Origin of the sequence: Blastopirellula sp. J2-11 (assembly GCF_024584705.1) — a bacterium.
In the GTDB taxonomy this organism is placed as follows: Bacteria; Planctomycetota; Planctomycetia; order Pirellulales; family Pirellulaceae; genus Blastopirellula.
On sequence record NZ_CP097384.1, the window covers coordinates 1,898,107 to 1,917,404 of the forward strand.

Here is a 19,298-nt window from a genome sequence, read left to right on the forward strand (position 1 = left end):
TCCGGCGCTAATGGTCTCCCAGCTACTCCTTTAAAATCGGTTTGGCCTCTGGTCGACGCTGAGAGGGACGGAGCGTCGCCTTGCGGTTGTCGGGGGACTATTCCGCAAGAGGATGTTGCATTTTGTTGCGGACGTAACTCGGTCCGTTCTGGACAAACTACCTGGGCCGCCCAGCGCTCGTTGGGGCGGGTACGACGAAACTAGGCAGTTTGGGTAGCCGGTTTGAGAATTGGTTGGACGGTCTTTAGGAACCGGACGGTAGGCGGTAAGAGTCGTGCAATAAGGGCTGGTTTCATCGCGGCCCAGCGCAATCGCATGCTTGCCGCATTTTGACTACCATGGGTTGTTGTTGATGGGTGTTTTCCATGCGTCAATATCTCCTTCTTCGTCTGCTTCCTATCCCCCTTCCTATCCAACCCGTTCGCCAAAAAATGATGCGCTACGTCTGGGCTGTTTGTTTCGTCTTGTCGTTTGTTTCCACTTCCTTAGCCGAGGATTCAATCCCCGCGATCCAACGGATCTTGCCGCCGCTGGGAATGGAAATTGACGCCAAAACAAAGACGGAACTAACGACCCGTTTAGAGCAACTGCAAAAGAAGCTGAAGACAGTCGAAAACAATCCGTTGTCGATTGACGCCGAGATCTATTTGAAAGCGGTTTCGCTCGCGCTGCGAAACGGGGAGTTCTACAAGCCGAAAGATGTGGAGGTCGCTCGTGCGGCGCTCGACTCCGCCGAAAAGCGGATCGCCCAAATCGAAGCAGGCGCGCCGGCGTGGACGACGGCTGATGGTTTGTTGGTGCGCGGTTATCGCAGCACGATCGACAATTCGCCGCAGCCGTATGGTTTGCATATTCCGGCAGATCTGGATCTGTCGAAACCCGTTCCGTTGTACGTTTGGCTGCATGGTCGCGGCGATAAAGAAACGGATCTCTACTTCATCCACGGTCGTCAGCGCAACAAAGGTTATGTCGCGCCGGATGACGCAATCACGCTGCATCCGTTTGGTCGGCAGTGCATTGGATTTAAGTCGGCCGGCGAGATCGATATCTTGGACGCGATCGAAGATGTCAAACAGCGCTATTCGATTGATCCCGATCGAATCGTCCTGATGGGCTTTTCGATGGGAGGAGCCGGCGTATGGCATGTGGGCGCTCACTACGCCGATCATTGGGTCGCGATGAGCCCTGGCGCTGGATTCGCCGAGACCGCTCGTTATCAAAAGCTGAAGCCAGAGAACTATCCGCCGAGCTACACGCAAAAACTGTGGGGATGCTACGACGTGCCTGACTACGTGCGCAATCTGTTCAATCTGCCGGTCATCGCCTATAGCGGCGAAATCGACAAGCAAATTCAAGCGGCGCGGGTGATGGAAGCAGCGTACGCCGCCGAAGGTCGGACGTTGCCCCATTTGATCGGTCCCCAAACGGCGCACAAATATGAACCGGAAACGCTGAAAGTGCTGCTCGCGAAGATGAAGGAGTTTCGCGACGCCGGTTTGAATCGGACGCCGACCGAAGTCTCGCTGCAGACCCAAACGCTGCGCTATCCGCGCGTTCATTGGATCGAAGCTTTGCGTTTGGACGAGCACTGGCGAGATTCGCGGATCGACGCCCAAGTCGCGTGGCCCGACTCGGTGACGCTCACCACCAAAAACATCGCCGCGTTGGCGCTGCACTTGCAAAAGATCCCGGCCAGCTTTGTTGTGGAGATCGATGGCCAAAAGCTGAGCGTAGAAACTCCTCCTGCGGACGATGCTCCGCTTTCGCTGCTGAAACAAGCTGGCGAGTGGACGTTCGCCGCTCCTGCTGCCGACGCCGGGAAATTGGCGAAACTGTCAGGCTTGCAAGGACCGATCGACGACGTTTTTCTGGAACCATTTATGGTGGTCGTGCCGCGCGAGAAGTCGAGCAACGCGCGACTGCAGCAATGGCTAGAGTTTGAAATCGCCCATTTTGACGATCGTTGGCAGGCGCTCTTCCGGGGTAAGCCGCGCTGGAAATATGATGATCAGGTGACGCCGGCCGACATCGCCAAGTATCACATCATCGCGTGGGGAACTCCGCAAACGAATCGCCTGATTCGTGAGTCGATGGAGAAGCTGCCGCTCACATGGGACGCGAAGCAAGTGACGCTTGCAGGGCGTCAATTTTCGGCCGATGTCCATGTGCCGCTGCTGATTTATCCCAACCCCCAAAATCCGCAGAAGTATCTGGTGCTGAATAGCGGTCCCACTTTCCGTGAGACGGATGATAGCAGCAATTCTCGGCAGAACCCGCAATTGCCTGATTGGGCGATTATCGATATCACGACTCCCCCCAATGGATTGACGCCTGGCAAAGTGGTGGCTGCGGACTTCTTTGATGAAGCCTGGCAGGTGCGCCCGAAGACAGACTCCGAATAATTGGCCAGCGGTCGCATTGACCCTTTCGCCAGTTGCTAGGTAAACTCCCGTTCTCTCGATTGCCCCTTAGCGCCCAGCGATACCGATGGCGTGGGCAATCACGGCGAGCCGGCGCTGCGGCAGACCGCCGAACGTAGACGCGTTTGTCAGGCAGGCAAGCCGTGTGCGTTCTGTTCGTCGCGATCCACTGGCCGACTGATGGCTGCAAATCGGACGTCCTAAGTCCATCTGTCGTGCGGAAGAGCCGAAGGCCGTGAAATACATTTTGAATTGGACCATCGCCTGGTTGGCGGCGATCGTCGTTTTGCTGTTGCGATGGACTTGTCGCGTTCGTTTGCATAACGACCCACGACCCGCTCTACGAGCCGCTGGCGTTCCGTACGTCTATTCGGTGCTGCATGCTCACCAGGTCGCGGCCGCAATGGGAGGCGAAGCAGGGACCGCTGCGATGGTTTCGCAGTCGCTAGACGGAGAACTGATCGTACCGACCTTGCGTTTGATGGGCGTCACGCCGATCCGTGGTTCGAATCGAACGCGTGGTCAAACCAAAGGGGGGCGCGAGGCGCTGGCCGGGTTGATCGAGCATGTCAACAGCGGAAAGCCGGCTTACCTGGCGGTGGATGGACCACGCGGACCCCGGAATCGCGTTCACAAAGGGGTCGCGGCCCTCTCGAAAAAGACAGGCGCCATGGTGATCAACATGGTCGCGGTGCCGGAGCGGCGCTGGATTTTGTCGAAGACCTGGGATCGTCTCCAGATTCCGCAGCCGTTCTGCCGCGTGCATGGCTACTTTGCAGAGCCGGTCCGTCCGAACGAAGAGGAGTCGCTGGAAGACTATCGTCGCCGCATCGAAGCTTCGCTGAACGCGCTGGAAGCGGAGCATGATCCGGCCGAAGCGCCGACGGTTGTGGTGGAAGAAGCGGCCAGCGATGAGATCGCGGCATAAAAAAACGCCGACGATCCAGATCGCCGGCGTTCTTGATGGGAATCGCTGGTAACGCCCAGGCGGCCTTACTTTTGGATGACCCAGATATTTTTGTAAACGACCGGGTTGCCGTGGCCTTGCAGATACAACGCCGCCGGACTGTTCGCTTCTTGTTCGCGCCCCGGGGTGTGCTCCGGCAGTTCGAGATCGTCATGAATCACGACGCCGTTCTGCTTGATTGTCGCCCGAGCGTTGGTGGTCTTCTCGCCAGCGTCGTTGTACTTGGCGGCGGTGAAGTCAATGTCGTAGGTTTGCCAGGTGAGCGGCGGAAAGCACATGTTGACTTTCGGCTCTGAGATCTTGTAGATGCCGCCGCACTCGTTGTTTTCCCCTTCCAGGCCGAACGAATCAAGCACTTGCAGCTCGTAGCGACCTTGCATGTAAACGCCGCTGTTGCCGCGGGCCTGACCGCGAGCGGCGGGCTTGAACGGGGTCATGAATTCAATGTGCAGCGTATGATCGCCCAGCTTTTCTTTGGTGTAACAATCGGCCAGCAGCAGATCGTCTTGCACGATCTTGCCGTTTTCAAAAGCGTCGGCGCTGGTTCCGTCAAACAACACAGTCGCCCCTTTCGGCGGCTTGGCGCCCAGCGTCGGGCTCTTACGAACCGTTTTCTTCAGCGAGCCGATCTTGTCACCGGCGGTGGAGAAGACCGTGATCACGCCGTCGGTGATGGTGATCTTCGCGTGATCCCCTTCCATGGTGACGACGCCATCTTCCAGCTTTCCTTCGGCCGAGTGCATTTCCATGCCGCGCGACCAGCCGTCGCCGGGGAGTCCGCCGGGATAACCGACGCCGCGAAACTGACCGTCGCCCAGCGCGATCACTTGCACGCCCAGCGGCACATCCTGGCCATCCATCGTCAAGGTTCCGACGTATTCGCCTTGGATCTGGTAGTCGACGCCAGCTTCTTTGGGATTGGTATAGGTCGGCGTGTCATCGGCGGCATACGCATGGCCAATGGTCGCCAGCGAGATCAGGCTGGCCAGCGCCAAGCGAGTGAAGTTGAATTTCATGGAGTGGTCTCTGGGGGCGATGGAAATGGGTGAAAACTTTGGGAACAGAAACGCCTATTGTGCCCTGACGGGAAAGGGGACGCAACTCAACGAGTTACCACGATTGGCGAAACTATGCGTTGTTTTGGGCCGCGGCCGCGAGGTCCCGAATCCGTTGCACCATGTTGTAAAAGCCGTTGGCCCGCGAGGGGGTAATCGTCTGGGCCAAGCCGATCTGATCGAAGAGGGATTCTAAATCGTACGCCAGAATCTCCTCGGACGTCTTATAGGAAAGGAGCATCGCCAACAGAGCGACCAGGCCTTTGACGATCTGGGCGTCACTATCGCCGAGGAAATAGAGTTGGCCGCCGTCCTGGCTAGCCTGTGGTACGAGCCAGACTTGGCTCTGGCAGCCTTGCACGCGGAAGGCTTCGACTTTGTAGGCGTCGTCAAGCGGCGGCATCTGCCTGCCGAGCTCGATCAGATATTGGAAACGATCCATCGGATCGTCATAAAACTCAAATTCTTCGACGAGTTCAGCGGCCGTAAGTGTCGGAATATCAGTCACGCTTGCCTATCTCTCTCTCAAGAATAAATAGCAGTGCTTTCATCATGGGCAGTTGCATTCATTTTAGGCAACCGGCTTCCTAGAAATTCGCGGCGGTTTCTGACGCGATGCGGAAATAATAGGGCGAAACAGGCGATTTTCGTACAATTGTGGCAAGTTCTGCGGTTTCGGCACGCTGAATGCAATTACCGTTACGCAGCGAAGAAGAGTCGAAGTTATTTCGACAGATCAGGATCGACCAGGATGGTTATCGATTTGTCGCAACAACGTTTTCGGCACAACTTTGTAGAAGCGTGGTCCATTTCTCCATTCACTCTGCAGGATGCGGGAGTGAGCCGGGAACTGGGCAACGCATCGCTCTCTTAATCAACAGAGAGTCAAACATTGATCCACTACGAGGCATGACCTCGTTTACCCAAAGCATGATGGGGTGTTGTTCCTGACGACGGGGCTGTTGGGAACGGCGGTCGAGGCTGAGGAGATCTAGGTCTCTTTGGCCTCGGCCGTTTTTTTTGCGCGCCCCTCAATGGCGCAAGTCTTTTTCATTTCTGTGCATGCATTTCGCGCGTGTTGCGCCGATTACTGCTGATTTCGCCGGCAATCTTTGTACTATTCGCGATTGGAATGATGTTCGTAACTCTTGCTTGTAAAAGGGGTTGCAAGTTGACGATGGTCTCTTTTCTTTGTTTGGCATAATGATTGCATCTCGTGGGGCAAGACGCTCAAGTCTTGCGGGAGTCCGTTTTTACGGTCTGCGCTGGTTGTCCAACAGTCTCTCTCGTCTGCCCAACGCAGATGACAGTTGGTGTCGGTAATGCAGATTTGGGCGTTGCGAAGGGCGAATGTCCTATAGCGCCCGTTCCACGTCACGTCAGAATACGGAGATGTTCGTCCATGAAGAAAATTGAAGCGGTTGTCCGTCATCACAAGCTGGATGAGATTAAAGATGCCTTGGTCAGCAAGGGATTTGGCGGGATGACCGCAATCGAAGTTCAGGGCTTTGGTCGCCAGAAGGGGCAGACCGAAACCTATCGAGGCGCCGAGTACTCGATCGATTTCGTCCCGAAGATCAAGATCGAAATCGTCGCTACCGACGAACAATTCCAAGAGATTGTCGACACCATCATCGAAAAAGCACAGTCGGGTCAGATCGGCGACGGCAAGATTTTTGTCAGTGAATTGACCGACGTGATCCGCATTCGGACCGCCGAATCTGGTTCAGCCGCGATTTAGGTCGCCTGATTTCAGTGCCAGGGAACCCTTCAAAACGCTCTCCTGGTTAGTCGATCACCGGCTTGAGATTGCGAATCTCTCGAAACCGCTTTGGCCGATACCAAAGCGGTTTTTTTCGTTTTCTTACGGCCAAATCTTCGAACTATGCAGCTTCAAGCTGGGCCCGCGTGCGAAGTGCGACCGCTATTCGGTCTCTTGATCGACGTATCGTCGGCGGCGCGAACGAAAGAAGCTTGGGCCCCGTACTCGGTGAGAGGCGCCTCCTTCGTCGATCATGCGTCCCGCCAGCAAGCGGTAAAACGTCAATATGACGAAGGCGCCAGCCACGGCGACCGCAAAACCGAGCGGGCTAATCGGCGAAACCCGCTCTCCGTCATAGAAATAGGCCAAAACGGCGCAGCCGATGATGGAGCCGCCAACACCCATCGCCAGAGTAGCGATAGGGCCGCCTGGGTCGCGCCCGGGCATGATTGCTTTGGCGAGTAGCCCCGTTACCGTTCCAAATCCGACCCACATCAATACAATTTCGCACCAATGCTGAATCTGGGCCGTAAAATCGCCATCCATAGTCATTTGCTCCGTATTCGCTAGCACCGAAGTGGTGGGGGTTTTTAGTTGGAATCGGCCAACGATCTTGGTAAAGTTTTCTCGATGTAGGAAAATTCACGGATTTGTCCCCGACTTCCCGCCACAATAGGTCTATCACAGCGTTTGTTAGAGAAGGGCCTCCTCAAGGCCAACGTAAACGCCGCTGTTTCCCACCGTCACACTCAAGAGGGAAATCTTTTGATTCTCCCTTCCTTTGTTGATCCCCCGTTACTGGAGTAACCGCATGAAGAAGCTCGTATTTGGACTCGCGTTGGCTCTCTGCTTGGGCCTGTCGGCTCACAATCTGATGGCCGCTGAAGCGGAAGAAGTAAAGTCGGGCCTTGATATGGGCGCTCAACCGGCTGCGTTCTATGTCGAAGATGTCACTGGCCCGGCCAAGGGTGAGACCCTTTGCTATCGTTGCCGTTACGGCGGACGCCCGACGATCGCGATTTTCGCCCGCGAAATGGACGCCAGCGTCCAAAGTCTGGTGAAGCAGATTGACGAAGCGGTCGCCAAGAACTCAGATCAGAAGCTGTCGGCCTTCGTGGTTCTGCTGAGCGACGCTCCGGCGGATTGCAAAAGCGAACTAGAAAAGGTCGCCGCCGCCAACAAGATCGAAGAGACCCCGCTGACCGTGTTCAAAGACAGCAAAGGTCCGAGCCCTTACAACGTCTCGAAAGACGCCAAGGTCAGCGTCATGATGTGGAATGCCGAGGGCGTGAAAGTAAATCACGCGTATGCGGCGAACCCGTCGAAAGAGCAGATCTCGACGATCGTCTCGGACTCGAAGAAAATCTTGGAGTAAATCTCCGACGTCAGACGCCTGAAATTAGATTCAAGGCGATTGAGTTTAAAATCAAGAGCCGCGGAACAAATTGTTTCGCGGCTCTTTTTTTGAACTTGTGGTCCATCTGAACGCCCTTTACGAGGGATTTTTCCGTGCTAGGCTAGAACTCTTTGCCGTAAACCTCCATCAGTCCGTCCATGCACGACCGGATCAAAAAGATCTATCCAGAGGCGTTCGGCTGGATCTTCCAACGCCTTCGGCGCGGAACGATCCCTGCAGCGCCGTTGACGATTGTTTTGGCGGCGATTGCTGGCGTCCTCACCGGTTACGGCTCGGTCTTATTCGCTTATCTGTTTGAGATCATTCGCGAACTGACGGTCCTGCGTTTCGTCGCCTGGAGCGAGTTCACCATCTGGGGCTACGTCGCTCTTGCTGCGTCGCCGGCGATGGGAATTCTGTTTGTCGCTTGGTTTACGCGCTATCTTCGGCTCGAAGGTCAGGCCGTACCCGAGGTGATCAAATCGGTCGCTCGCAAGGATGGCGTGATCCGTCCCTTTTGGTCGTTGGCCAAGGTCTTTTCGTCGGCCGTCTGTATCGGCGTCGGCGGTTCGGTGGGGCCTGAAGGTCCGATGGTTCTGATCGGTTCCTCGATCGCTAGCGCCGCTGGTCAGTTTTTTCGCTTGTCGTCACGCAACCTGCGTACGTTGGTCGCCGCTGGCGCCGCCGCTGGCATTAGCGCCGCTTTTAATGCGCCGATCGCCGGCGTGATTTTCTCGTGCGAAATCATCCTCGGCAGTTTCGCCGTCGAAAGTCTGACCCCGATCGTCATCGCCGCGGTGCTTGCTGCGGTGGTGCAAAAGCAAGTGGGCGAACACGGCGTGAATGTCGCTTTTCCCCAGATTTCACACGAGTATGCAGGCAATTGGATCGAGCTGCCCTCTTACTTTTTGCTGGGCATTATCTGTGGATTCGCTTCGATCGGCTTTGTGTGCTTGCTGTATTGGACGGAAGATATCGCGAAAACTTGGACGCCCAAGTGGTGGATGAGGGCGCTGGTCTGCGGAACCTTGGTCGGCGTTATCGGCGCCGGCTACTTTGTCGTTTATCCCGCGCCTCCGACGATCTCCGCCGAAGAATCTGCGAACGAGTCGGATTCGCTTGCCGAAGAAATGCGCGAAGAAGGGCATCATCCACGCGGACCGGCGCTCTACGGCGTTGGCTACGACACCGTCGAGCACTCGCTGCATCTGCAAAACGCCGAAAAGCCGATGCCGGTTCGTCGTCAGAACGTCGACATCACCAGCACGAAAGTAGTGCCGCTCAGTCGTGAAGAGATGATCGCTCACCTCTGGTGGCTGGTTCCCTTGATCCTGCTGAAGCCGATCTGCACTAGTTTGACGTTGGGCGGCGGCGGCGCCGGCGGCATCTTCGCCCCTTCGCTCTTCTTGGGAGCGACGCTGGGGGGCGCCTATGGAATCGTTTGCAACTTAATTGCGCCCGACATGTGCGCCAGCCCTGGCGCGTATGCGCTAGTTGGCATGGGCGCCGTGGTCGCCGGCACAACGCATGGAGTGCTCAGCGCGATTCTGATTGTCTACGAGTTAACCGGCGACTATCACATTATTTTGCCGATCATGGGAGCCGCTTGCATCTCTAGCGTTGTCGCCTGGTTTAGCGATCCTGAAAATATCTACTCCAAGCGTCTGGCGCGCAGCGGCGAGTCGATCGCGCGGAGCCATGACTTGCATGGAGCCGAGCATATCAAAGTGCGGGATGTGATGATCCGCCGCTTTCCCACCGTAAAAAATACGGACAACCTGGTGCAGATCATCAAGGTGGCGCGGCAAAATCCGCACATCGAAAGCCTGCCGGTCATGGATGACGACAATCGATTGATCGGAATCATTCGTCCCGAAGACTTGCATCGCGTCATGGATACCGACGTCTCCCCCTATTTGGTGAATGCAGACGATATTGCGCTGATGATGCCGATCTCGGTCTCGCCAGAAGAGAATCTGCTTGAGGCGCTGCGCGATTTTGGATCGCGCGATGTCGACACGTTGCCGGTCGAGATCGGGGAAGGGGGGCGGCGGCAGCTAATCGGTCTGCTGCTGCGAGCCGACGTGATGAGCCGCTACCGCGAAGCGATGCTTTCGCGCCACTAGAGCAGCGCTGCGGGTCCGCCGTTCGCCAGCCCCCTAATCGTTACAACCCAATCGGTAATTCTCGGGTAGCGGACGCGAAATCGGTTCACCTTACGGCTCAACTCCCCCCAGGGGCTGTTTTCTGACCTAGTGTCTCTCCAGGTCGGGAATTTTCCCTACTTATAGGGTTAGATCGTAGCAACGATCGTCCCAGGGGCAGAACATGAAAAACGAACGATTCACAACGCTCATTGTGTGTCGCAATCCTGATTTGATTGCGGCGGTATCGAGTGAGCTAAGTCGCAGCCAATCGGTAGAGTGGCGATTTCAGGCCGTTGCCGACGCGGATTCGATGATCGGCGATCAGCCGGTCGAGATCTGTTTGTTCTTGATCGATCGCACGCATCCGCTGCGAGAAGAAATGTCGGAACTTCGTCGCGTGCGGCAACGTCTTCCTCAGGCGGTCGTTATCGTCGTCGGTGACGAAAAATCAGGCGAAGTCGAACTGGAAGCATGGTCGAGCGGCGCCGATGAATTTGCGCCGACTTTGCATCTTTCCGCCGCTGCGATCGAACTGATGGTGATGCGGTGCGTCGAGCGGCGAATGACCGCCGATAAGTTGCGACATCGCGAGCGTTGGTATCGAGTAGCGGTCGCCGAAGGAAATGTCGGTCTGTGGCGTTGGGATCGCCCCTGCAATTTCTTTTATCTGGCCGATCACTTTCAAGACATGCTGAGCATTGCGCATGAGGATCTGCCGAGTAATCTTGCGCAATGGATAGAACGAATCCATCCCGACGATCGGCGAGCGACGCTAGACGCGGCAGACGCTCATTTTTCAGGACGTTCGGATCGCTTTGTCGTTGAACATCGCATTCGCCGCGGCGACGGCGGATACCGTTGGTATCTCTCCAGCGGTTGCGTGGCCGAAAATGACGCTGACCGCAAGCAGATCCTCGGAGCATCGACCGACATCACCGCGCGTAAAGAAGCGGAGTTCGCTTTGCAGCGCGCCAAACGCGCCGCCGAATCGGCCGTTCGCGTGAAGGCCGAGTTTCTGACGAATATGAGCCATGAGCTGCGGACGCCGCTGGCGGCGATTTTGGGTTACTCCGAAATCATGGAAGATCATGCCGTCACGACCGAGTCGTTGGAAGCGATCGATACGATCCGCCGCAATGGTCAGCATCTACTGCAACTGATCGGCGATATTTTAGAGTTCTCGCGGATTGAATCGGGCAAGTTGGAAGTCAGCGCGATGCCGACGCCTGCCTACGAATTTTTGAAGAGCACGTTTGAATCGTTTCGCGAGTTGGCCGATGACAAAGGGCTGCGATTCGTCGTGGACGTATCTGATCAGATTCCGGAAATGATCCTCACCGATCCCGTCTGCGTACGTCAGATCTTGTGGCGATTGGTGACCAACGCCGTGAAGTTTACCGACACCGGCGAAATCGGAGTCGCGGTTCGCGTCGCCGACGGAGACTTGGAGCTGAACGTCCGCGATACCGGCTGCGGCATCCCGGCGGAAATGCTCAGTTCGATCTATCAACCCTTTCGTCAGGCGGACAACTCTTGCACGCGTGAGCATGATGGCGCTGGTCTGGGATTGGCGATCTGCCAAAAGCTGTCGCAGATGTTGGGGGGCGATATCTCCGTTCGCAGTGAAGCAGGCGCTGGATCGCAATTTACGGTCCGTTTGCCAATCGATCGGAGCGCGGAGAGCGCGAAGCAAGCTGGTAAACGGAAAAAAGAGAAGCTCTCGGCGACGCGTCTCAGCGGACGCGTGTTGCTGGCCGAAGACGGTCCTGATAACCAGCGCCTTTATGACCTGTTGCTGCGCACCGCTGGCGCCAACGTAACGGTGGTCGAAAATGGCCGCCAAGCGATGGAAGTCGCCCTGGAGCAAGCCGCTTTGGATGCGGATGGGGGCGGATTTGATCTGATCTTGATGGATATGCAGATGCCGGTCATGGACGGCTACGAAGCGACGCGCGTTTTGCGATTGGCCGGCTATCGCAAACCGATCGTCGCTTTAACCGCGCATGCGATGGCCGATGATCGCGCCAAATGTCTGGATGCAGGCTGTAACGACTACATCGCCAAGCCGGTCGAACGTAGTCGTTTGATCACGATCAGCCGATCATGGATCGAAGAAGGTCGCAGTCTGCAAAACGAGTTGAATCTCAGCGCCGACGCATCGACGACGATTGGCTAGGATCGCAGGCGTTGGCAGGTTATGTTGGAAAGCGATAATCCCAACATTTCGTTTGCAGCCGAGACTCGCCATGTCGAAAATCCGATTGTCGCTTTCGTTAATCTGCTGCTTGCAGATCGCACTGACACTGCAGGCCGAAGAGCCGAAAGCCCAAGAACCTGCTGTGGAGAAGCTGTTTGACGGCAAGTCATTGTCCGGCTGGAAAATCGCCGACAAAGGCAACTTTGACAAGCATGGCGCGGTGACTGTCAAAGAGGGGGAGATCCTGATAAAGAAAGGGGATTCTGGCGCCGGAATCTTCCGCACTGACCAACCGCCGCGAATGAACTACGAGATCTCGCTCGAAGCGAAGCGGACCGACGGCTCCGATTTTTTCTGCGGGCTCACTTTTCCAATCAACGACGAATATTGCACGATGGTGATCGGCGGCTGGGGAGGCGGAGTAACCGGATTGTCGAATGTCGATGATCTGAGCGCGATCGAAAATGGCGCGACCGGGTATCAAGAGTTCAAAAACGATCAGTGGTACAAAATACGTTTGCGCGTGACGCCAGAGAGCATCACCGCCTGGATCGATGGCGATTCGATTTTCAACGTGAAAACAGCCGGTGCGAAATTCAGCATCTGGTGGGAACAAGAGCCGATGCGTCCGTTGGGGATCGCAACGTGGAACACGTCGGCGGCGCTGCGGAACCTGGAATTGAAGAAGCTGAAATAGTTTGGCCCCTAGGATCATACAAAAAAGGCCGCGAACAAGCTCGCGGCCTTTTTTCGTGAGATACGCTTATCAGCAGACGTTATTTGGCGCCGATGCAATAGAGCGTTTTCTCGCCGCGGACGTACATCTTGTCTCCGATGATCGCTGGCGATGCGTCGAACTCGTCATCCAATTTGTTTTCGGCGACGACCTCAAATTTTTTGTCGCACTTGACCACCATCGCGGCGCCGTTGCGGGCGAAGAAATAGAGGTTGCCGCCGACCGCGACCGGTGATGCGTAAAGCGTATCCAAGCCGTCGAGCCGTTCATTCTCGAAGTAGGTTTCGCCGGTGTCGGCGTCCACGCAGCTGAGAACCGCGTTGCGTCCCTTGGTGATGAACAGCAATCCGTCGCACAAGATCGGCGAAGCGATGTACGGCGTGCCGTCGTCGCGCGACCAGGCGACTTTGTCGGTATCGGTGATGTCGCCGTGCGAGCCGAGCGGGATCGCATACAAAGCGTAGCCGCGATAGCCGGTCATGCAGTAAACCAGATCATTGTGCCGAATCGGCGAAGGAATCGCGTTGGTCACCTGACCGCCGCATTCCCAGATTAGCTCGCCGGTCTTCAGGTCGTAGCTGCGCGAACGATTAGTGCCGTTCACGATCACTTGTTTGCGGCCATCCAGTTCGGTCACCAGCGGCGTATTCCAACTGGTTGGTTCATCCCGTTCTTTTTTCCACAACGTTTCGCCATCGACGGCGCTCAGCGCGGTGATGAACGATTCTCCTTCGTGATCCCAGTTGATGATCAGCTCGTCGTCGGCCAAGACCGGCGACGTGCCTTCGCCGAAACCGTTTCGCGTTTGCATCTTGCCGAGATCTTTTTTCCAGACCAGATCGCCATCTAACGTGTAGGCGTAAACGCCGAACGAACCAAACGAAACGTAAAGCCGTTCGCCATCGGTCACCGGCGAGGAGGAAGCGAACGTGTTGGTCGCATGTCCTCCTTCGTGCGGGACCGCTTCGCAGGCAACTCGCTGCCAGAGCGTTTTACCAGTGTTGCGATCGATGCACAGCACGACGAACTGATGCAGTTTCGAAGGCGCGCCCCCGCCGCCGAAGCCGCCGCGACCAAATCCTCCGGGGCCGCCAGGTCTGCCGGGGCCACCGGGCCCAAAACCACCACGGCCGCGCGGTCGATCTCCTGCGGGACGTTCGGGACGCGGCGTTGGTTCCGCTTCGGCTGTCGGCTTTTCACCCGGTTTGTCGGTTTCAATAGAAGTGAGCAAAAAAAGTTTGTCGCCCCAGATGATGGGGGTCGAACTGCCACGCCCCGGCACGTCGACCTTCCAAACAATATTTTTGTCGCTGGACCATTCGGTCGGCGGTGAGCCTGCGGCGACTCCATCGGCGTTGGGGCCGCGCCACTGGGGCCAACCTTCGGCAGCCGTGGCGATGTTGCCCGCCAAGAGCAGGGCTGCAGCTAGGGAAAGAAGCAGATTGCGGTACATAGAGAACCTCGGGGCTGAGACAAGTGCGGCGGTAGCGACCGTTGATCTTACCCCGCTGGCGACGTTTGGGGCCGTTGGCAGGCTCACAAAACGGACGAATTTATCCCGGCTGATGCTTTAGGAAGTTGCGAAGGAGGAAAATTTGGCTGGTGTTCGCTTGGCTCGATAAAACGCAACTTCAAAAAACGCCAGCGAGGGAAAATCGCTGGGCAATTCAAAGGCGGATCGAAGTAGCCGACCGCGTTTCCCTCGCTGGCGCTGGCGGGCTAGAGCAATTTTCACGAGGGTGTCCCAGTTCCGCAGATTACCGGCGCTGCAGTAAGACGCTACTTTCGCGGGAGCGAAAGGCGACTATTTGTTCAGCTTGCTGAAAAACGCTCTAGGAAGAGCAATGGGCGCCGGCGACTTCCAGTAGCGCCCCTGCAAAACGGCTGCGGCGGATTCGCGCCTATGCACGCCTGTACAGTTGGGTATGATAAATCATCATGATCCTCGACCAATTTCATCCGATTGTTCGCGAGTGGTTTCAGACGAAATTCGGCGAGCCGACCGACGCGCAAGCCCAGGGTTGGCCTTCGATCGCTGGACGTCGAAATACGTTGATCGCTGCGCCGACTGGATCAGGTAAAACGTTGGCGGCGTTTATGGTTTGTCTCGATCGCCTGTTCCGGCGGTGGATGGCCGGCAGTCTGAGAGACGCAACTTACGTCGTCTATGTGTCGCCGCTCAAAGCGCTGTCGAACGATATTCAGCGCAATCTGGAGACGCCGCTGGAAGAGATCTGCAATCTCGCCGAGCGTCGCGGTATTTTGCCTCCCCAGATTCGTACTGCGGTGCGAACCGGTGATACGCCCTCCAGCGAGCGTCAGGCGATGGTTCGCCGTCCTCCCCACATTTTGGTGACGACGCCGGAGTCGCTGTATCTGATTCTGACCGCTCCCAAAGCACGGCTGACATTGCAGCATGTCGATACGGTCATCGTCGACGAAATCCATGCGTTGGCCCGTGACAAACGGGGATCTCATCTCACGCTGACGCTGGAGCGGCTCAACGCAGTTTGCCATGCGCGACCGGTTCGAATTGGTCTCTCGGCGACGCAAAAACCGATTGAAGAGATCGCCGCGTTTCTGGTCGGCTCCCCCAATGAAGACGAGAGCGAAGCGACAAGTTGCGATATCGTCGACGCGGGGCATCGTCGCGATTTGGACCTGCAGGTAGTCGTGCCGCCGACGCCGCTTGAAGCGGTTTGCTCGAATGAGCAATGGGCCGAGGTCTACGAGCAACTGATTGAGTTAATCAACTCGCATCGCAGCACGCTGGTCTTCGTCAATACGCGCCGCATGGCGGAACGCGTCGCCCATCGGTTGACCGAGGCACTGGGCGAAGAAGTGATCACGTCGCATCACGGCAGCTTGTCGAAAGAGATTCGCCACTCGGCCGAACAGCGTCTGAAAGCTGGTCAGCTAAAGGCGATTGTCGCGACCGCATCGCTTGAGATGGGTATCGACATCGGCTATATCGACCTGGTCGTACAAATCGGCTCGTCTCGCTCGATCGCCAACTTTCTGCAGCGCGTCGGACGCTCGGGACACTCGCTCCGCGCGACCCCCAAAGGGCGGTTGATGCCGCTGACCCGCGACGAACTGATCGAGTGCTGCGCCTTGATGCGCGCTATCGGTAAAGGAGTGCTCGACAAGATCGAGATCCCCGAAAAGCCGCTCGATATTCTGGCGCAACAAATAGTCGCCGAGGTCGCCGCCGAAGATCGGGACGAAGAGGAATTGTTTCACCTTTTTCGCCGCGCCTATCCGTATCGCAACTTGCAACGGAAAGAATACGACGGCGTGCTGGAGATTCTCAATCGCGGACTGACGCGCTCGATCAAAAACGGCGCCTACCTGCATCGCGATCCGATCAACGGCCAGCTCAAGGCGCGACGCGGCGCTCGGATCGCGGCGTGCACCAGCGGCGGCGCGATCCCAGACACGGCCCAATATCGCGTGGTGACCGAAGGAGAAAAAACCTTTGTCGGTTCGGTCGACGAAGATTTTGCGATCGAAAGTTTGGCCGGCGACGTCTTCTTACTGGGCAACACCTCTTGGCGAATCGCCTACGTCCGTAACGGCGAAGTCGTCGTCAACGACGCGCAAGGCCAGCCCCCCAGCATTCCGTTTTGGTTTGGAGAATCACCGGGACGCACCGTCGAACTGTCGAGCGAGATCTCGCTGCTGCGCGAAGAGATGGCGCAGCGGATTGTCGCCGCCGATCGAGAGCGAAGTCGCGCGAAAGTTCAACTGCCGGCGCTGGCCGATGGCTTGCTCGAAAATTCATTCGATCAACTTGACGCCGAGACCGTCGCGTGGGTCGAGAGCGAATGTTTGGCTTCCCGCTTCGCCGCGATGCAGGCGGTGCGCTATGTCGCCGCCCAGCAGTCGGCGATCGGCATGGTGCCGACGCAGCGGCAGATTGTGTTTGAGCGCTTCTTTGACGAATCGGGCGCGATGCAATTGGTGGTTCATTCGCCGCTGGGGACGCGGATCAATCGAGCTTGGGGACTCGCGTTTCGCAAGCGTTTCTGTCGTTCGTTTGACTTTGAACTGCAAGCCAGCGCTGATGATGACGGCATCGTCTTGTCGCTGGGGCCGCAACATAGTTTTCCGCTGGAAGACATGTTTCGCATGTTGACGATCGAGTCCGGGCCTAAACTGTTGGAGCAAGCGCTGTTGGCCGTGCCGATGTTTGGCGTTCGCTGGCGCTGGAACGTCACGCGGGCGCTGGCGCTGCTTCGGTTTACCGGCGGCAAAAAAGTGCCCCCGCACATGTTGCGGTTTCGAGCTGATGACATGTTGGCGGCCGCTTTTCCGGACCAGGTCGGTTGTCTTGAGAATCATGGCGCCGACATCGAGTATCCCGATCATCCGATCGTGCAGCAGACGTTGCATGACTGCATGACCGAAGCGATGGATCTCGTCCGTTGGAAGCAGATGTTGATCGACGTGCAGGAAGGACGCGTCGAGTTTGTGCCGCGCGATACGCGTGAACCGTCGCCGTTCGCCCATGAGCGGATTAACGCTAATCCGTACGCGTTTCTCGATCCGGCGCCGTTAGAAGAACGCCGCACGCGAGCCGTCGCGACGCGGCGAACTCTTTCGACCAGCGAAATGAAAGAGCTGGGCAAGCTGTCGTACGAAGCGATTTCGACCGTCCGGCAAGAAGCCTGGCCGGTGGTTCGGGACGCGGACGAACTGCATGACGTGCTTGCTTCGATGATTGTGCTTCCCCAAACGCTGGCGCTCGACTGGACTCCTCATTTCGCTCGCTTGGCGGAGCAGGGGAGGGCGGTTCGCTACACGCGTCCCGGCGGCGCGCCGTTGTGGGTGGCGCTCGAAAATTTGCCGGTCGTGCAGGCAATTTGGCCCGATGGCATTGCCGACCCGGCGGCCACGTTGCCGACGTCGCTGCAGCGTGAGATCGAATCCCACACGGCCCGGGTCGAAGTGATTCGCGGACAGGTTCCTTACTTGGGACCGTTCAACGCAGCAGAGTTGAGCAGTCAGTTCGATCTTCCTGCATCCAGCGTGTTCGCGGCCTGTGAGGCGCTCGAAGCGGAAGGAACCGTTCTACGTGGCCAGTTCTATGACGATCCGCAGCAAACGGCGGAGACGACGCAGTGGTGCGATCGTCGCTTGCTCGCGCGGATCCATCGTTTGACGATTTCTGGACTGCGCGAACAGATTCGTCCGGCGTCGCCCGAGACGTATCTGCGGTTTTTGGTGCGGCATCATGAGCTGTTGCGAACGACCAAAAACAGCGGCCCCCGGGCGCTCCGCAAATCGCTTGAGCAACTGCAAGGTTTTCAGTCGGCCGCCGGCAGTTGGGAACGTAGTTTGTTAAGCGGGCGAATGGACGACTACGACGGTCAGTCTCTCGACGAACTGCTCGCGTCGGGCGAAGCGACCTGGGGACGACTGCGACCTCCACTTCCCAACGGCGAAGAGCAAAAGAGCATGGCCTCGCTTCGCAAGAGCTTGCCGATGACGATCGCGCTGCGGGCCAACTTGGGTTGGCTGTTGCCGATCGATCACGCGCCGGCCGAAGCGCTCGCCCGCGGCAATGCGACCGACGTGCTTGATTCGCTCAAGCAGCGGGGAGCTCTCTTCGATCAAGATTTGCGGATCTTGACCAAGTTGCTGCCGACCCATTTGGAAGAAGCGCTGCGCGAACTGGCGGCGCTCGGGTTGATTACGTGCGATTCGTTGGTCGGCGTGCGCGAGATGGTGGATGACGTGCTGAAAAAGCGGAAAGCGAAACGTCGCGGTGCGCCGACACGGACTGGGCGCTGGTCGCTCTTTCCCGGGATCGTCGAAACGCTGTCGAGCGACGAGCATGCGCAAAACTGGTGCTGGCTGTTGTTGTCACGTTACGGCGTGGTGTTTCGCGATGTGCTGACGCGCGAGTCGACGGCGCCGCCTTGGTGGCGCTTGGTCGCTTGTTTTCGCAGGATGGAACGTCGCGGCGAAATTCGGGGCGGTCGATTTATCGCCGATGTCGCCGGCGAGCAGTACGCGACCGAAGCGACGATCTACTCGCTACGCAAACTACGGAGCGATGAGAGCGTTGATGACTGGATCGCGATCAGCGCGGCCGACCCGGTCAATCTGTTTGGCGTGGTGACCGCCGGCGGTCGAATTCCGGCAATTTCGGGTAACTCACTCGTGATTCGCAACGGACAAATTGTCGCGTCCAAGCGATCCGGAAAAATTGATTTTCATATTGAAATCGCGCCCGAAGAAGTGCACGAGATGACGCGCGCCCTGCATGCCGGGCGCCGCGTCCCACCGCGAGAAATCCCGCTTGGAATGCCGCGTCGACGTTCGACCGCCGGCTAGGCGAAGAACATTTTTATTCCTTTAGGTAGGTCGCCTGCTTCTGGAGGTTGGTTCTCGCCGACTGCCGATCGCGATAAAATGAAGCGGAAGTAGGACCGATTGCGCCGGTTTGGAGTAATCATCCGAATGCGCCGCCGCTACTGGGCAAGAAGCGAGTTCATGAACCCTGTTTCGGCGTAACGCTGTGGTATATTTTCGCGGTATTCATTAGTTGCTCGTGGGCCGGATAGGAAACAACGTCGCCAGTATGGCGCGGCGGCGGCCAGGGCTAGAAAG

Annotated in this window: 12 protein-coding genes; 8 read left to right on the plus strand and 4 right to left on the minus strand. The window is 57.3% G+C overall.

Annotated elements, in window-relative coordinates:
* The first annotated feature begins 431 nt into the window (after positions 1–431).
* The gene (locus M4951_RS07825) at positions 432–2,402 is read left to right on the plus strand and encodes a prolyl oligopeptidase family serine peptidase (RefSeq protein ID WP_262025927.1); all 1,971 of its coding nucleotides are present in this window, start codon (positions 432–434) and stop codon (positions 2,400–2,402) included.
* A 253-nt stretch (positions 2,403–2,655) separates the two neighbouring features.
* On the plus strand, positions 2,656–3,348 hold the full coding sequence (locus tag M4951_RS07830; protein WP_262025928.1) for a lysophospholipid acyltransferase family protein: 693 nt from the start codon (positions 2,656–2,658) through the stop codon (positions 3,346–3,348).
* A gap of 65 nt (positions 3,349–3,413) precedes the next feature.
* On the opposite strand, the gene M4951_RS07835 is transcribed toward M4951_RS07830, so the two are convergent.
* Positions 3,414–4,403: a DUF1080 domain-containing protein gene (locus tag M4951_RS07835; RefSeq protein ID WP_262025929.1), complete on the minus strand. Its 990-nt coding sequence runs from the start codon at positions 4,401–4,403 to the stop codon at positions 3,414–3,416.
* Positions 4,404–4,515: 112 nt separating this feature from the next.
* On the minus strand, positions 4,516–4,950 hold the full coding sequence (locus tag M4951_RS07840) for a SufE family protein (RefSeq protein WP_262025930.1): 435 nt from the start codon (positions 4,948–4,950) through the stop codon (positions 4,516–4,518).
* A gap of 894 nt (positions 4,951–5,844) precedes the next feature.
* Here M4951_RS07840 and M4951_RS07845 point away from each other — a divergent pair.
* Positions 5,845–6,183: a P-II family nitrogen regulator gene (locus tag M4951_RS07845; RefSeq protein ID WP_262025931.1), complete on the plus strand. Its 339-nt coding sequence runs from the start codon at positions 5,845–5,847 to the stop codon at positions 6,181–6,183.
* 183 nt (positions 6,184–6,366) lie between these two features.
* On the opposite strand, the gene M4951_RS07850 is transcribed toward M4951_RS07845, so the two are convergent.
* The gene (locus M4951_RS07850; RefSeq protein WP_262025932.1) at positions 6,367–6,750 is read right to left on the minus strand and encodes a GlsB/YeaQ/YmgE family stress response membrane protein; all 384 of its coding nucleotides are present in this window, start codon (positions 6,748–6,750) and stop codon (positions 6,367–6,369) included.
* A gap of 265 nt (positions 6,751–7,015) precedes the next feature.
* Between M4951_RS07850 and M4951_RS07855 the strand changes: the two genes are divergently transcribed.
* From M4951_RS07855 to M4951_RS07870, 4 genes are all read left to right on the plus strand, one after another.
* Positions 7,016–7,579, plus strand: a complete 564-nt coding sequence (locus M4951_RS07855) for a hypothetical protein (RefSeq protein WP_262025933.1) — start codon at positions 7,016–7,018, stop codon at positions 7,577–7,579.
* A gap of 179 nt (positions 7,580–7,758) precedes the next feature.
* Positions 7,759–9,726, plus strand: coding sequence for a chloride channel protein (locus M4951_RS07860; RefSeq protein ID WP_262025934.1), 1,968 nt, complete (start codon positions 7,759–7,761; stop codon positions 9,724–9,726).
* 202 nt (positions 9,727–9,928) lie between these two features.
* Entirely contained in the window at positions 9,929–11,923 is a 1,995-nt protein-coding gene (locus tag M4951_RS07865; protein ID WP_262025935.1) for an ATP-binding protein, read from the plus strand.
* A 70-nt stretch (positions 11,924–11,993) separates the two neighbouring features.
* Positions 11,994–12,641, plus strand: coding sequence for a DUF1080 domain-containing protein (locus tag M4951_RS07870; protein ID WP_262025936.1), 648 nt, complete (start codon positions 11,994–11,996; stop codon positions 12,639–12,641).
* A 79-nt stretch (positions 12,642–12,720) separates the two neighbouring features.
* Here the strand turns inward: M4951_RS07870 and M4951_RS07875 are convergent, their stop codons facing one another.
* Positions 12,721–14,133, minus strand: a complete 1,413-nt coding sequence (locus M4951_RS07875) for a PQQ-binding-like beta-propeller repeat protein (RefSeq protein WP_262025937.1) — start codon at positions 14,131–14,133, stop codon at positions 12,721–12,723.
* A 485-nt stretch (positions 14,134–14,618) separates the two neighbouring features.
* Here M4951_RS07875 and M4951_RS07880 point away from each other — a divergent pair, with 485 nt between their 5' ends.
* Entirely contained in the window at positions 14,619–19,022 is a 4,404-nt protein-coding gene (locus M4951_RS07880) for a DEAD/DEAH box helicase (protein ID WP_262025938.1), read from the plus strand.
* Positions 19,023–19,298 lie beyond the last annotated feature (276 nt).